Raw genomic sequence first — 15,381 nt, 5'->3', positions numbered from 1 at the left:
GATAGCGGTGTGTCAGATAGAGTTGTGTTACCTGATACACCGCCATCGGGGGCAAGCCCCCTCCCACATTGACTGTGCCCACTTTAAGTCGAGGGTAATTTGAGGCGGTTATCCAAGACCACCACTGCCAGCGCAATCAGCAAGAACCCCAGCAAAATCCCCCCAGCATTCACGAACACCTGTGGATAACCCAGGCTGTCCACATCCATGAACGGGTACTGATACTGCCCAAGCGAATGCCCGCGCAGCAGCACATAAGCGAAGTACACCAAGGGGTAAACCACCCAGCCGGCAATGTGCTTGAGGCGCAAGGTGCCCTTGGGCACGCACCGCCACCAATAGATCAGAAACAGCACCGGCATCACGTCGTGCAGCAATTCATCGGCAATGAATTGAAAGCCCTCGGGGCTCCATAAGTGCCGCAGCAACAGGTTGTAGGCCAGGCTTACCAGAGCGATGCTCGCGGCAATTGCGCTGCTGATACCCGGCGCGAGGAAAAACCGCTTGCCGGCCGATTCGCGCTTGACCAGCCAATAGCTCAGCACCACGACGACCAAGGTATTGGTCAGCACCGTGAAAAAACTGAAGAAACTGATCAAGCCGCCCAGCAAGCTGGCGCCGCTGGACCAGCGCGAATACAGAATCAGATATTGCTGAATCGCCAGCCCCACCCAACCGGCCAACGCGGCCGTCGCCACAAAACGCTTCACGGGTTCAGTCCAGCGGGCGTTTGGTGCGCATCAGCTTGACGTACAAGCCTTCGACTTTTTCTCGCGCCCAAGGGGTCTTGCGCAGGAAGGTCAGGCTCGACTTGATGCTGGGATCGCTCTTGAAGCAGCGGATATCAATGCGTTCGGCCAGGCCTGCCCATTCGTAGTGTTCCACCAGGGTGGTGAGGACGTGTTGCAGGGTCACGCCGTGGAGTGGGTCGTTGCTTGTCGCGGTCATGCCGGGCCTTTTGCGAGAGAGAAAACACAGCCGCGCACCTTAGCGGACGGGGCGTACCGGTGGAAGCACTGGATTGAATATAGCCCGTCGGTAAAAGTTCCCCTTTTCAGCGAAAAAAGAGATGTTATATTGTAACGATACTTATCAAGATCCTGCCAAGGAATGTCCGATGTTGCTCTCCTGTCTCTGGCGCCTGTCGCCCCTCGCCGCCGCCCTGCTGATCTGCTCCGAAACCCACGCCCTGGAACTGCCATCGCAAGTCATCACCGGCAATCCCCTGGGCAGCGCGCAACTCGCCTCGCCCACCACCGTGCTGGAGGGCGACGAGCTGACCCTGCAACAAAAAGGCAGCCTGGGCGAAACCCTGAACAAGCAGCCGGGCGTGTCGTCTTCGTACTTTGGCCCCGGTGCCAGCCGGCCGATCATTCGTGGCCAGGACGGTGACCGTATTCGCATCCTGCGCAACGGCGTGGGCGCGCTGGATGCGTCGTCACTGTCCTATGACCACGCCGTGCCGCTGGACCCGATCAACGTCGAGCGCATCGAAATCGTGCGCGGCCCGGCGGCCATGTTGTACGGCGGCAGCGCCATCGGCGGCGTGGTCAATACCTTCGACAACCGCATCCCCACCGCAGCCATCGAGGGCATCCACGGTGCCGGTGAACTGCGCTACGGCGGCGCCGACACCACGCGCAGCAGCGCGGGCAAGCTGGAGGCCGGCGACGGCACCTTCGCCTTGCACCTGGACGCCAACGCGCGGGAATTCAACGACCTGAAAATTCCGGGTTATGCGCGCAGCCGCCACGCGCCCGAATCCGACGCAGGCCCCGGCAAAAACGGTCGCCTGGGCAACAGCGACGGGCGCCAGGATGGCGGCGCGGTGGGCGGGTCCTACACGTGGGATGATGGCTACGCGGGGCTGTCCTACAGCAACTACGACAGCAACTACGGCTCGCCCGCCGAGCAGGACGTACGCATCCGCATGCAACAGGAGCATTACGCATTCGCCTCCGAAATCCGCAACCTGCAAGGCCCGTTTACCTCGGTGAAAATCGACGCAGGCTACACCGACTACCAGCACCGCGAAATCGAAGGGGGCTAGACCGGCACCACCTTCAAGAACAAAGGCTATGAAGCCCGCGTGGAAGCCCGCCACCAGCCCATCGGGCCATTCGACGGCGTGGTCGGCGCGCAAGTGACCCGCAACGAGTTTTCGGCCCTGGGCGAAGAAGCCTTCGTGCCCCAGACCGATACCAACGCCGGCGCGCTGTTCATTCTTGAGCAGATGCAAGCCACCGAGCGCCTCACCCTCAGCCTCGGCGGGCGCCTGGAACACACCAGCGTCGACCCGGATGCCAAGGGCAACGCGCGCTTCGCCAATGCCGACAAGGCCAATACCTTCACCGCAGGCAGCCTGTCGTCCGGCGCGGTCTACACCCTCACGCCGATCTGGTCGTTGGCCGCCACCCTGGGCTACACCGAGCGCGCACCGACGTTCTACGAGCTGTACGCCAATGGTGCGCACGTCGCCACCGGCACTTACGAACTGGGCGACGCCAACCTGTCGAAGGAAAAAGCCGTGTCCAGCGACCTGGCTCTGCGCTTTGACAATGGCACCCACAAGGGCAGCTTCGGCGTGTTCTATAGCCGCTTCTCCAACTACATCGGCCTGCTCGGCACGGGTCGTACGTTGAACGATGAAGGTGAAGAAGACGCAGGCGGTATTCCCGAGTACACCTACTCCGGGGTACGCGCACGTTTCGCCGGCTTCGAAGCCCAGGATCACTGGAAACTTGGCGAAAGCGCCTACGGCAAGTTCGCCCTGGAGCTGTCGGGCGACTACACGCGTGCAACCAACCTGGACACCGGCGAAGCCCTGCCGCGCATTGCGCCGTTGCGCTTGAACAGCGGTTTGCTGTGGGAGCTGGATCGCTGGCAGGCGCGTATCGACGTAGAACATGCCGCCGGCCAAGGGCGCGTGCCGAGTAACGAAAGCGGCACCGATGGCTATACCACCCTCGGCGCGAGCGCGGGTTATCACTTCAATGTCGGCAGCAGCCAGTGGCTGGCGTTCGTCAATGGCGAAAACCTGACCAACCAGACCGTGCGCTACGCCAGCTCGATCCTGCGCGACATTGCGCCGGCGCCGGGGCGCAGCGTGCAAGTCGGCATCCGCACCACCTTCTAAACCGCGCCGAAAATTCCCTGTGGGAGGGGGCTTGCTCCCGATGGCGGTGCGCCAGTCGGCACATTGAATGACTGACCCACCGCCATCGGGAGCAAGCCCCCTCCCACACTTTTATACAGCGACACTTAGTCACTGTTACCAAATCTGAAATGATGCATCTTGCGATTCACCCTTTCTCTAAACGCCTCGCCGCATTATCCTTCGCAACAACCTGAAACGCTTCACCTCTCGGTCTGACCCCATTTGCCGAATCTTCCCTTCACGCAAAGACAGCGCTGTCTTAAATCGACCTGCGCCTGGGGGTTTATTGCCCGCCTGTGGATAACCGAGTTATCCACAGAAAAAACCAAAAATAACGCTGAACCAAGCCCCCGCCGAATCGTCATCTACAGTGAGTGAAGCACGGGCTTACATAATTCCAACGTAACGGAGAAACACACTATGAGCACTGATGGTGCCTCAAGCCCAAGCCGCCTGCTGCCCAGGTTGCTAGGCGTCTTGCTGCTGATCATGGGGCTGGCCTTGCTGGCCGGTGGGGTCAAGCTGAGCATGCTCGGCGGCTCGCTGTATTACCTGCTGGCCGGTATCGGCATCGCCTTGACCGGCGTTTTGCTGCTGGCCACCCGCCGCGCTGCGCTGGGCCTGTACGCACTGGTGCTGTTCGCCAGCACGGTGTGGGCGCTATGGGAAGTCGGCTTGGACTGGTGGCAGTTGGTGCCGCGCCTGGCCCTGCTGTTCGCCTTGGGCATCGTCATGTTGTTGCCATGGTTTCGCCGTCCGTTGCTGCGTGGTCAAGCCGCGCCGCTGGGCACCGGCGCCCTGAGCGTGGCCGTGGTGCTGGCGGGCGCTGCCGCCCTGGCCAGCCAATTCACCAACCCCGGCGAAATGGTCAAGACCGGCCAACTGGACCGCGATGCGGTGCCTGGCATGGCCAGCGCGGCGCCTGCCCAAGCCGATGGCGACTGGAATTCGTACGGCCGCTCGGCCTTCGGCGACCGTTACTCGCCACTGGCCCAGATCACGCCGGAAAACGCGCACAAGCTGGTGCCGGCCTGGACCTTCCGTACCGGTGACATTCCGGGCGCAGGCGATCCCGGTGAAACCACCGCGGAAAACACCCCGCTGAAAGTCAACGGCATGCTGTACGTGTGTACCCCGCACAGCCAGGTGATTGCCCTGGACCCGGACACCGGCAAGGAAATCTGGCGTTTCGACCCGAAGATCACCACCCAGGGTGCCGAGAACTTCAAGGGTTGGGCGCACATGACCTGCCGTGGCGTGTCGTATCACGATGACGCCGCCTACGCCTCCGAGCAGAGCCCGACCGGCAGCGCCAGCCCGGCCGCCGCGCCGACTGCCTGCCCGAAACGCATCTTCGTGCCGACTGCCGACACCCGTCTGATCGCCCTGAACGCCGACACCGGCAAGATGTGCGAAGACTTCGGTGACAAAGGCCAGGTCGACCTGCGTGCCAATATCGGCACCTTCGCCCCAGGCGGTTACTACTCCACTTCGCCACCGGCCGTGACCAAAAACCTGGTGGTGATCGGCGGTCACGTGACCGACAACGTCTCCACCGACGAGCCAAGCGGCGTGATCCGTGCGTTCGACGTGCACACCGGCAAGCTGGTGTGGAACTGGGACAGCGGCAACCCGGACGACACCACCCCGTTGGCCGAGGGCAAGACCTACACCCGCAACTCGCCGAACATGTGGTCCATGTTCGCCGTGGATGAAAAACTCGGCATGCTCTACCTGCCGATGGGCAACCAGATGCCCGACCAGTACGGCGGCGACCGTACCGATGACTCCGAAAAATACGCTGCCGGCCTGACCGCTCTGGACATCGACAGCGGCCACGTGAAGTGGACCTTCCAGTTCACCCACCACGACCTGTGGGACATGGACGTGGGCGGCCAGCCTTCGCTGATCGACATCAAGACCGCTGACGGCGTCAAGCAAGCGGTGATGGCATCGACCAAGCAAGGCAGCATCTACGTGCTGGACCGTGCCACCGGCCAACCGGTGGTGCCAGTCAATGAAATCCCGGTACCACAGGGCGCCGTTGCCGGCGATCGCACCTCCCCTACCCAGCCCAAGTCCGACCTGAACTTCATGCCACCGCCGTTGAAAGAACGCGATATGTGGGGCGTGACACCGTTCGACCAGATGCTGTGCCGGATCGACTTCAAGTCGATGCGCTACGATGGCCCGTTCACGCCGCCGTCGCTGCAAGGCTCGATCGTCTACCCAGGCAACTTCGGCGTGTTCGACTGGGGCGGCATCTCGGTTGACCCGGTCCGCCAGATCGCTTTCGTGAACCCGAGCTACATGGCGTTCAAATCGAAACTGATCCCGGCCGCCGATATCGCCAAGCAAGGCCCACGTGTCAGCGAAACCCAAGGCGTACAGCCGAACAAAGGCGCGCCGTACGGTGTGATCCTCGAGGCGCTGCTCTCGCCGCTGGGCCTGCCGTGCCAGGCGCCAGCCTGGGGTTACGTGGCGGCGGTCGACCTGACCACCCACCAAACCATCTGGATGCACAAGAACGGCACCGTGCGTGACAGCTCGCCGGTTCCGATCCCGCTGACCATGGGCGTGCCAAGCCTGGGCGGTACCTTCACCACTGCAGGTGGCGTAGCGTTCCTGAGCGGCACCCTCGACCAGTACCTGCGTGCCTACGACGTGAAAAATGGTAAGCAACTGTGGGAAGGCCGCCTGCCTGCAGGCGCGCAAACCACCCCGATGACCTACACCGGCAAGGACGGCAAGCAATACGTGCTGGTCATGGCCGGCGGTCACGGTTCCCTGGGCACCAAGCAGGGTGACTACGTGATGGCGTTCAAACTGCCGGATTAAGTAAACCCGGCGGTAAAACAAAGGCGGCTACCTGATGGGTAGCCGCCTTTTTTGTGCACGCCTGATAGGCGCTCGCGGGGCTTACAGGCAACGTGCACGCATGAAATCGCCCCAGCGGCGCACCAGGTAGTTGTGCTCGTCCATCACCGAATTCCACACCGCAATGTGCCCCATGCGCTGCTCATAGGAGCCGCCGTCGCGCACCTCGCCGATGTCGATCAACGGCAAGCCATCGCTGCCCGACAGCTCTTCACGCGCAGGCTTGCCGGCGTACCAGTAATCCCACTCGGCGCTGCTCAGATGATCGCGGGTACGCGCCGGGTTACCGATGTAGTAACCCTGGCGCGCCATCACCGCCCCCGGCCAGCCGGACAACCACCAGTTCAGGTAGGCATACGCCGCATCCAGCACCGGCCCCTGGGCATGGCGCGACAACGACAAGCCGCCGAACCAGGCGCGATAGCCTTCGCGCGGCACGGCGAGCCGGTATTTCACCCCGGCACGGTGCAGGCGCATCAAGGTCGGCGACCACAAGCTCTGGATGTCGATGCTCGGGCTGAGCATCAATTGCGCGGCTTCTTCATCGTCCGACCAGAACGCCGCAAAGTGCCCCTCCTTCTGCTTGCGCACCAGGATCTCGGCCAGCACGTCGATCTCCTCGATGCTCATATTGCCGATGTCCCGGAACTGCGCCAGCCCCGCACCCTGCACGGCCAGCGCGGCATCCAAGGCGCCGATGGCGGCATCGCTTTGCAGGGCGGTGCGCGCGCGCCACGCCGGGTCGAGCAGCCAGCCCCAGCTTTCGTTGCCGTGGCAGAAACCTTCGGGCAAACGCTCGGGGCGATAGGCAAAACTGTCGGCGTTGTGGGTCAGCGGCAGCATGCTGATGCGCTCGGTCACGCTGCTGCCGAGGCTGCCGTCGTGCTGCACGAACAGCCGCTCACTCGGCACGCTGCCACTGCCCAGGCGGTCGTTGGGCGAGAGTCGACCGCGCTTGGGCAGGTCGTTGATCTCATGCCACAGCGCGATGCGCCGCGTGTCGATCGGCTGGATCGCCCGCGCCGGCCACACGAAGTCGACGTTGTGGAACCACTGGTCGTACAGGTCGTAGCTGTCCGGCTGCATCACCGCGATACGCTGGGCTTGTTCCACATCATGCACCTGGTACACCAAACGAATGCCCAGCTCCTGCTCGGCCCGCACGCGCAGGCATTCGAGCAAGGTCACGGAGGTGCCGAGCACGCGCAGTGTGATCATGCCGCGAACCGCCGCGCGAACACGTCGAAGGAACGGCGCAACAGCGCGGGGTCGAGGCCGCGCAGGATGAACACCAGGCGCGACTGGCGCTCAGTGCCTGGCCAGGCAGGCAAATGCACCGGGGCATGCAGGCAGTGCTGCACACCATGGATGACGATGGGGGCCGAGCTTGCGTTCACGTTGAGCAGTCCTTTGACGCGAAGGATTCGTTCGCCGTGGCATCTTAGCAGCATCGACAACCACACCCCGAACCCGACCCAATCCAACGGTTGCTCGAAGCTCAGGCAGCACACCTGCGCCGCGCCGTGGTTGGCCGTGGCGGGTTGACGCAGTTGCCAGCGACTGACCTCGACGGCGGGCTCGGCGCCGCGCACGCCCTCGCCGAGCAGCAGTTGATCGCCGCTGTGAATCGCCTGGGTATCGAGGATCAACGTACCGCCGTTGAGGGCGTGCAGATGCTCGCGCAGCGCGGCGCAATCGTCGACCAGGTCGGTCTTGCTCAGCAACAGCCGGTCGGCCGCCGCCACCTGAGCCAGCCACTCCGGGTGCAGGCGTTCCTGCAAGGCGGCATGGCTGGCATCGACCAGGGTGATCACCAGGCCGATATGAAAACGCCCGCGCAGTTGCACGTCGTTGTTCAGCGTGGCGAGGATCGGCGCCGGGTCGGCCAGGCCGGTGGTTTCCAGGATCACCCGTTTGAAGGCCGGGATTTCCCCGCGTTCGCGGCGTTGCAACAGGCCGAGCAGTGCGTCTTTCAACTCGCCGCGAATCGAGCAGCACACACAGCCGCTGGGCAGCAGGACGGTGTCTGGGGCGACTTCCTCCACCAGCAGATGATCAATGCCGACATCGCCGAACTCATTGATCAACAACGCGGTGTCGCCCAGGCTTTCGCCCTGCAACAGGCGCTTGAGCAAGGTGGTTTTGCCGCTGCCGAGGAAACCGGTGATCACATTCAGAGCAATGCTCATATTTACCTCCGCCCCCTGTAGGAGCGAGCTTGCTCGCGAAAAACCCGAGAGCGCCACGTACATCCAGACAACACGCGTTAGGGTTGACGTTTTTCGCGAGCAAGCTCGCTCCTACAGTGGGGTGTTTTCCAGGTGGCCAAGTAGACGCGGGTCAAGGGGGTCCAGCGGGCGGCCGAGCATGGTTTCGGCCGCCTGCCAGAGTTGATCCAGGCCGCTGGCCAGGGCCTGCTTGCCGGTCGCGCCGAGCAACAGGTACGACGCGCCCTGGAAATCCTCGACCTTGAGCCGAAACACCGCCAGCACCTGGTTGATCGCCGCGATCCGGCGCAGGCGCTCGCGTCGCCTGGGCAGTGCATCGCCCAAGGGGTCGCTCCAATGCAAGTCTTCGCCGAGCAAGCCACAGAGTCCGCACATGGCTAAGCCCCGCTCATGGCATGACATCGCCGGCGTTCGGGCCGAGGGTCTGGCCGACGAACAGATTACCGCCCGGGGTACTGGCCAGCAGCACGGCGGTGGGCGCGACTTCGTCCGCCAGGCCGAACCGGCCCAGGGGCAGCTCGGCGGCCTTGGCGCGTTTCCAGCTGTCGCTGATGCCGCCCACCAACGGGGTTTCGATCGGGCCTGGGGCGATGGCGTTGACCAGCACATTGTCCTTGGCCACTTCCAGGGCCAGGGACTTGGTGAAGCCGATCACCCCGGCCTTGGCCGCCGCGTAGTGGCAAAGCTCGGCACCGCCCTTGATGCCCAGTTGCGAGGCGACGTTGATGATCCGCCCCCAGCGCTGCGCGAGCATATGCGGCAAGGCGCGCTGGCTGGCGACGAACACGCTGGTGAGGTCGACCCGCAGCATGTCGTTCCACATCTCGAGGGAGAGATCGACGCAACGCGCCTGGGTCAGCATGCCGGCATTGTTGACCAGGATGTCGATCCCGCCGAAGTGCTCGACGCACCGGTCGACACTGGCCTGGGCGCCTTCGACGGTACCGACATCGGCCAGGCATTCGAACACCTCGGCACCCAGGTTGCGACAGGTGATCGCGACTTCGGCCAGGCTCGCGGCGTTACGGTCGGCCAACACCAGGCGAGCGCCCTCGACCGCGTAAGCCTGGGCAATGGCGGCACCGATGCCGCTGCCGGCCCCGGTGATGACGGCGCGGCGATTGGTCAGTTGGAGCATGGCAGTTCCTCAATGGTAAAACGCGGTCCACTGTGGGAGGGGGCTTTGCTTTTTGTAGGAGCGAGCTTGCTCGCGAAGAACTCAGGGACCCCGCGTTTATCCAGAAGGAACGCGGTGCCTGGGCGTTTTTCGCGAGCAAGCTCGCTCCTACAGTGAACTCCTCTCCCACCTGTCTGAATTGAGCAGCGTCAATCAGGCCAGCGCACGGTCAGGCCGCCGTCGATGATGATGCTTTGTCCGGTCAAATAACTTGATGCATCACTGGTCAAGAACTGCACCAGCGACGCCACTTCATCCGCCCGCCCTACCCGACCCAGCGGGATTGCCTTGGCCGCCTTGGCCAACCCCTCGGGGCCCAGCGAATTCTTCGCATCCAATGACTGCGGTGTCTCGATCAACCCTGGGATCACCGCATTGCACCGAATGCCCTTGGCCGCCAGTTCCACTGCCAGCGAACGACACAACCCCGGCACCCCTGCCTTGGCCGCCGCGTAATGGCTGTGTTCCTGCCAGCCATACACGCCGCCGGCAATCGAAGAAATTGCCACCAGCGCGCCGCCTTCGCGCATATGCCGGGTCGCCGCGCGGAAGGTGCGCATCACCCCCGTGAGGTCGATATTGAGCATCTCGTCCCACAACGCGTCGGTCATCTCCAGCAACGGCGCGCGACGCAACAAGCCGGCATTGGCCACCGCATAATCGAGGCGCCCAAAATGTTGCACCGCTTGCTCGGCCATGGCATCCACCGAGGCGCTGTCGCCCACGTCCAGCGCCAGCATCAGGCATTCGCCGCCGGCTTCTTCCACCAGGGCAACCGTGCTTTGCGGGTCATGGGGATCGGCCGGGTAATACCCGCCCACCACCGCCACGCCGCTGCGCCCGTAGGCCACGGCAAGGGCTTGGCCGATGCCGCTGGCAGCACCGGTAATCAAGGCAACTTTACGGCTCATCGATAACTCCTTACTGAACGGTTTCCGGACGCACATGGCGCGCGGCAAACATCAAGGCGCCGGACAGGAAGCACGGCAGCGCGCCGAACCACAGCGCGGCGGTCTGCCAGTCGCTGCCGGCGGACAACACCTGGGTGGCGCCAAACCCGGCCAATACGGCGCCGATCGGGCCCATGGCATGGATGATCGCGCCACCGGTGGCGCGGATGCTGGTGGGGAAACTTTCGCTGATGAAGAACAGCGCTGCCGAGTACGGCCCGATCAGGAAGAACAGGCCCAGGCTGTACAACCCGACCACCATCGGCATGTTGCTCGGGCCGAACAACATCCCGGCGAATGCCAGGCCGCCGAGCATCCAGCCCAGGCCGATCACGTTGCGCCGGCCGATCTTGTCGCCCATCCAACCATGGCTGAGGTACCCGCAATAACCCACCAGGTTCGACAGCACGAGGATGATCAGCGAGTTCTCGAACGAGATGTGGTGCACGCTGACGATCACCGAGGTGCCCAGCACGCTGAACACCTGGATCGCCGCCCAGTTGAGCAACAGCGCGGCGCCGATCACCAGGGTGGCGCGCCGCGCCGGGCCCCGGAATGCGGCCTTGAGGCCGGCCTTGCTGTGTTCGTCATAATCCACGCCGTAGGTCACGGCGACGTTCTGCGCCTCGCTCACCGCACCGCGTTTACGCAGTTGGCTGATGCGCTGGTGAATCTGGAACTGCGGGCTTTCCTTGAGCTTGCGCGCCATGATTGCGATCACGATGGCCGGGATCGCGGCGAAGACGAAGCAGCCCTGCCAGCCGATAATCGGCAGCAGCAGCGCGGTCAACCCCGCGGCGATCAAGGCCCCGACCGGCCAGCCGCCTTGTACCAGGCTGTAGATGAAGCCGCGACGCTTGGTCAGCTTCGGATCTTGCGAGGCGCCGTACAGCTCACTCAGATACGTCGCATTGACGGTTTCCTCGGCATACCCCAAGCCACCCAGCGAGCGAATCAGGATCAGCGGCGACTTGCCCCACGCCCCGCCAATCGCGGTGAGCGCCGAGCACAGCGCGGAGCCGGCCACGGTCAGAATAATCCCCTGGCGGCGCCCCAGTTTATCGACGATGGGACCAATGGCGAACGCGACCACCGCCGTACCCACCGCCACCCAGGTCGCGATTTGCGCCTGCTCCACTTCCCCCCAGCCAAAGTGCCGTCCGATCTCCGGCAGCAGGGTGCCGAACAGGATGAAGTCATACACCGCGAACACCCAGGCGAAGAACGCGATCCAGGTGGCGAAGCGCACTTCCTGGGACGTCAGTTGCCGGGGTTTCCAGCCAGTCAGGTCAAGCTTGTTGTAGATAGACATGGAGCGCGCCTCAAGGGTGGGGATCAGGTGCGGGGTTGACGGCGGATAAAGTCGTCGGCGATTTCATCGAAGGTGACGAAGCGCACACCGGCATGGCGCTGGATGTGTTCGATCAAACGCTCAAGCATCAGCAGCACTTGCGGGCGGCCGGACACGTCGGGGTGGATGGTCATGGTGAACACCGCGTGTTCATGCTCGCGGTAGACCCAGTCGAACTGGTCGCGCCACATTTCTTCCAGGTGACGCGGGTTGACGAAGCCGTGGCTGTTGGGGGCTTTCTTGATGAACATCATTGGCGGCAGGTCGTCGAGGTACCAGTTGGCCGGGATTTCCACCAGGTCGGTTTCCTCGCCGCGCACCAGAGGTTTCATCCAGGTGTCGGGGTGCTGGCTGTAGTCGATCTTGGTCCAGCTGTCGCCCTTGCGCACGTAGTAGGGGTGGAAGTCGTTGTGCATCAGGCTGTGGTCGTACTTGATGCCTTTTTTCAGCAGCAGCTCGTTGGTGACTTTGCTGAATTCCCACCACGGCGCGACGTAGCCGGTGGGGCGCTTGCCGGTGACCTGGGTGATCAGCTCGATGGATTTATCGAGGACGATTTCTTCCTGCTCGGCCGTCATCGCGATGGGGTTTTCGTGACTGTAGCCGTGCACGCCGATTTCGTGGCCGGCGTCGGCCACGGCCTTCATCTGCTCGGGGAAGGTTTCCATCGAGTGGCCGGGGATAAACCAGGTGGTGCGCAGGCCGTAGCGCTCGAACAATTTGAGCAGGCGCGGCGCGCCGACTTCACCGGCGAACAGGCCGCGGGAGATGTCGTCCGGCGAGTCTTCGCCGCCGTAGGAACCGAGCCAGCCGGCGACGGCGTCAACGTCGACGCCAAATGCACAGAGGATGTCTTTAGCCATGGTGTGTCTCCTTAGGGTTGAGGGCGGTTTCCACCGACAGCGCGGCCCTGAGCAGGCGCGCGTCTTCGCCACACGGGGCGCTGAGCAGCAGCGCGGTGGGCAGGCCCAGGGCATCGCGGCCGCTGGGCAGGCTGACGCCCGGCATGTCGAGCAGGCTGCCGGGCATGGTCAGGCGCAGGGTTGCCAGGTTGGTGCTGATGAACAATTCGTCGTCGGCCTCCAGCGGCGCCAGCGCCGGGGCGACGTGGGCGACGGTTGGGGTGATCAGCAGAGCGCCGTCGAGGTCGTCGCTCAGTTGGTTCTGCAGACGCCTGCGGGCGTCGGTCAGGTGGATCAGTTGGCTGGCTGGCAAGCCGCGCGCGGCTTCGAGGCGGTGGCGCACGCGGGGGTCGAGTTGCTCGGCGTCGGGGCTGTCGAGCAGGGCTTGGTGCAGGGCGAAGGCTTCGAAAGCACCGAGCCAGCCGTGTTGCCGGATCAGGTCGAGGGCGGCCTGGAAGGCGGCGCAGGGGCGCAGGTCGATCAACGCGCCGGCAGCCTTGAGCTGGTCCACCGCGCGCAGCAGGTTATTGCGCACCGCCGGTTCAATGCCTTCCAGCGCGCCTTGCTCGAGCACGAACCGCTGGCCCTTCAGGCTGCGAGCGATATGGGTGTGCGCGCGGCCGTGGAGCAGGTCGTCGATGGCCAGGGCATCACGCACGCTGCGGGTCAGCGGGCCAAGGCTGTCGAGGCTGCGCGCCAATGGAAACACGCCGTCGCGGCTGTAGCGGCGGCAGCTGCTGCGGTAGCCCACTACGCCATTCAAGGCGGCGGGAATGCGGATCGAGCCAGCGGTGTCGGTGCCCATGGCAATCGGCACGATTCCGGCTGCCACGGCTACGGCCGAACCCGATGACGAACCGCCGGGAATCCGCGGCTGGTCGCTGCTGTTGGGGTTATGGGGCGTGCCGAAATGCGGGTTCAGGCCCAGGCCCGAATACGCCAGCTCACTGAGGTTGGTCTTGCCCACGCTGACCATCCCGGCGCGGCACAACAGCCCAACGCTTGGCGCATCGAGCAGGGCGGCCGGCGCCTCGCGGCGATACGCGGCGCCTGCGGTGGTGATGCTGCCGGCCAGGTCAAACAGGTCCTTCCAGGCCAGGGGCACGCCGTCGAACACACTCAGCGGCTGGCCGGCACGCCAGCGCGCGGCGGAGGCTTGCGCCTCACGCAAGGCACGCTCGGTGCACAGCGAGATGAACACGCTGGGCGCCTTGCTCGCGTGGGCAAGCGCTTGTTCGAGCACTTGCACCGGGTCGCTGCGACCGGTGGCGAACGCTTCGGCCATTGACGTGGCGTCTGACATGAAGATCACCCCATAAAACGTATATATTTATAAAATGTACGTTTTATAGAGGCAGCTTTCGTGCCAGTCTCTTTGTGTGTCCGCGCGTATTATTTCGGATTTTCGCCAATATCCACGGGATAGAGGCTTTTGTAAGAAGCAAAATATCTTGAGGTCAGCGCTGGGCCTGCTCTTCAATGAAATAACGTATCTTTTATGAATAAATACATTTTGGTGCAAAAAGTAACAGTCCTGCGCCAAAGGCCCCAAGAAAGTGCCACCGACGTGGCGCGGAGTGACAGGCCCATCTATGAGAGAATCCCCGGCCATCGTCACGCCCTAGCATTCATGACCCAGAGAAGCAGATGAAACCAGTGTCCGCCCCGGCATCCCGTTACGCGATGATTCACAAGGTGATGCGTGACGCAATCGTCAACGGCACCGCGCGCCACGGGCTTGTGCTGCTGGAAGCGCCGCTGGCCGAGCTGTTCGGCACCAGCCGCGTGCCGGTGCGCAAGGCGCTGGACCTGCTGCACGATGAGGGCCTGATCTGCCGCTTCAACGGCCGTGGCTACCTGATCAATCCCGAAGGCTTGGCCGTGGAGCCGCTGCGCCTGCCCCTGAGCCACGCGCACCTGGGCCTCAACGGCGACGACGAACTGGTGGACACCCGGCCCCTGGGCGAGCGGATCGTCGAGGAAATCGGCGCAGCACTGTCCACCTGCATCGCCTTTGGCCATTACCGCCTGGACGAACAAGCCGCCGCCGACCACTACGGCGTCAGCCGCGCGGTGGTCCGCGAAGCGCTGATGCGCCTGCGCGACCGTGGCCTGGTGGAGAAAGAGCCCTACTCCCAATGGTTGGCCGGGCCGTTGACCGCGCGGGAAGTCACCGAAGACTACGAACTGCGCGCCTGCCTCGAACCCGAGGCCTTGCGCCAGAGCGCGCCGGGCCTCGACCGGGAAGTCCTCGAAGCCATGTTGCAGCGGGTCACGGCGGCCCAGCAGAACCCGCAATGCAGCCTGGAAGCCATCGAGCAGATCGAAGAGGACTTGCACCAGCGCTGCCTGGCCGGCCTGCAGAACCGCAAGATCGCCGCGCTGATCCGCCAGGGCCAGAGCCCGATGATCATCAGTCGGATTTTCCATCGATTGCTGGGAATCGGCGCCGATCCGGCCATGCTCGCCGAACATCGCCTGATCCTGGAGCTTTTGCTCCATGGCGCTTTCGACGCGGCCGCGCTGAACCTGCGCGAACACCTGCAACGGGCGCGGCAGCGAATGTTGCAGCGCTTGAAGGTGCTCTCGGTACTGCCCGAGCAGCCACTGCCGGCCTACCTCCACAAAATCAGCTGACCGAGGCGCTGTAGTAACTTTATGTAATATGTTCCTATCTCACCCCTACCATTGAAACCACCGCTGCCCTGCCCCATCTAAGCTGCATACTTCCTTATGCAG

12 protein-coding genes and 1 pseudogene are annotated in these 15,381 nt (G+C 63.7%); 3 read left to right on the top strand and 10 right to left on the bottom strand.

All coding sequences use genetic code 11. The annotated features are described in order from the left end of the window. Nucleotides 1–83: 83 nt before the first annotated feature. The gene (locus tag C4J92_RS05595; RefSeq protein WP_124403202.1) at nt 84–710 is read right to left on the bottom strand and encodes a Pr6Pr family membrane protein; all 627 of its coding nucleotides are present in this window, start codon (nt 708–710) and stop codon (nt 84–86) included. A 4-nt stretch (nt 711–714) separates the two neighbouring features. Further along, nucleotides 715–948 carry a VF530 family DNA-binding protein gene (locus C4J92_RS05590; protein ID WP_024073644.1) on the bottom strand — a complete coding sequence of 78 codons (234 nt, stop codon included), beginning with the start codon at nt 946–948 and terminating at the stop codon, nt 715–717. Nucleotides 949–1,117: 169 nt separating this feature from the next. Between C4J92_RS05590 and C4J92_RS05585 the strand changes: the two are divergent. Then, nucleotides 1,118–3,136, top strand: a pseudogene (locus C4J92_RS05585) (TonB-dependent receptor). A 441-nt stretch (nt 3,137–3,577) separates the two neighbouring features. Next, on the top strand, nt 3,578–5,995 hold the full coding sequence (locus C4J92_RS05575) for a glucose/quinate/shikimate family membrane-bound PQQ-dependent dehydrogenase (RefSeq protein WP_124403200.1): 2,418 nt from the start codon (nt 3,578–3,580) through the stop codon (nt 5,993–5,995). An 81-nt stretch (nt 5,996–6,076) separates the two neighbouring features. On the opposite strand, the gene C4J92_RS05570 is transcribed toward C4J92_RS05575, so the two are convergent. The 8 genes from C4J92_RS05570 to C4J92_RS05535 all read right to left on the bottom strand — a co-directional run bounded on the left by C4J92_RS05570 (nt 6,077) and on the right by C4J92_RS05535 (nt 13,945). Then, nucleotides 6,077–7,252 (bottom strand): PotD/PotF family extracellular solute-binding protein, encoded by a 1,176-nt coding sequence (locus tag C4J92_RS05570; protein WP_124369769.1) that lies wholly within the window; start codon nt 7,250–7,252, stop codon nt 6,077–6,079. Then, the gene (locus tag C4J92_RS05565; protein WP_124403199.1) at nt 7,249–8,223 is read right to left on the bottom strand and encodes a GTP-binding protein; all 975 of its coding nucleotides are present in this window, start codon (nt 8,221–8,223) and stop codon (nt 7,249–7,251) included. Before C4J92_RS05565 ends, C4J92_RS05570 begins: the two co-directional genes overlap by 4 nt. A 111-nt stretch (nt 8,224–8,334) precedes the next feature. Continuing rightward, on the bottom strand, nt 8,335–8,637 hold the full coding sequence (locus tag C4J92_RS05560) for a hypothetical protein (protein ID WP_124403198.1): 303 nt from the start codon (nt 8,635–8,637) through the stop codon (nt 8,335–8,337). 13 nt (nt 8,638–8,650) lie between these two features. Further along, on the bottom strand, nt 8,651–9,400 hold the full coding sequence (locus tag C4J92_RS05555) for an SDR family NAD(P)-dependent oxidoreductase (RefSeq protein ID WP_124403197.1): 750 nt from the start codon (nt 9,398–9,400) through the stop codon (nt 8,651–8,653). Between the two features lie 188 nt (nt 9,401–9,588). Further along, nucleotides 9,589–10,350 (bottom strand): SDR family NAD(P)-dependent oxidoreductase, encoded by a 762-nt coding sequence (locus C4J92_RS05550; RefSeq protein ID WP_124403196.1) that lies wholly within the window; start codon nt 10,348–10,350, stop codon nt 9,589–9,591. Nucleotides 10,351–10,360: 10 nt separating this feature from the next. Next, complete coding sequence (locus C4J92_RS05545) at nt 10,361–11,701, bottom strand: MFS transporter (RefSeq protein ID WP_124403195.1); 1,341 nt, start codon at nt 11,699–11,701, stop codon at nt 10,361–10,363. Between the two features lie 23 nt (nt 11,702–11,724). Then, complete coding sequence (locus C4J92_RS05540) at nt 11,725–12,603, bottom strand: polysaccharide deacetylase (RefSeq protein WP_124403194.1); 879 nt, start codon at nt 12,601–12,603, stop codon at nt 11,725–11,727. Continuing rightward, complete coding sequence (locus C4J92_RS05535) at nt 12,596–13,945, bottom strand: amidase (protein ID WP_124403193.1); 1,350 nt, start codon at nt 13,943–13,945, stop codon at nt 12,596–12,598. The genes C4J92_RS05540 and C4J92_RS05535 overlap by 8 nt, the downstream gene beginning before the upstream one ends. Before the next feature lie 344 nt (nt 13,946–14,289). Here C4J92_RS05535 and C4J92_RS05530 point away from each other — a divergent pair, with 344 nt between their 5' ends. Beyond that, the gene (locus tag C4J92_RS05530) at nt 14,290–15,279 is read left to right on the top strand and encodes a GntR family transcriptional regulator (protein ID WP_124369763.1); all 990 of its coding nucleotides are present in this window, start codon (nt 14,290–14,292) and stop codon (nt 15,277–15,279) included. The last annotated feature ends 102 nt before the right edge of the window (nt 15,280–15,381 follow it).

Source organism: Pseudomonas sp. R3-18-08 (genome assembly GCF_003852065.1).
Taxonomy (GTDB): Bacteria; Pseudomonadota; Gammaproteobacteria; order Pseudomonadales; family Pseudomonadaceae; genus Aquipseudomonas.
Note: the sequence above shows the minus strand (reverse complement) of the source record. Positions and strands in the feature narration are given on the sequence as shown.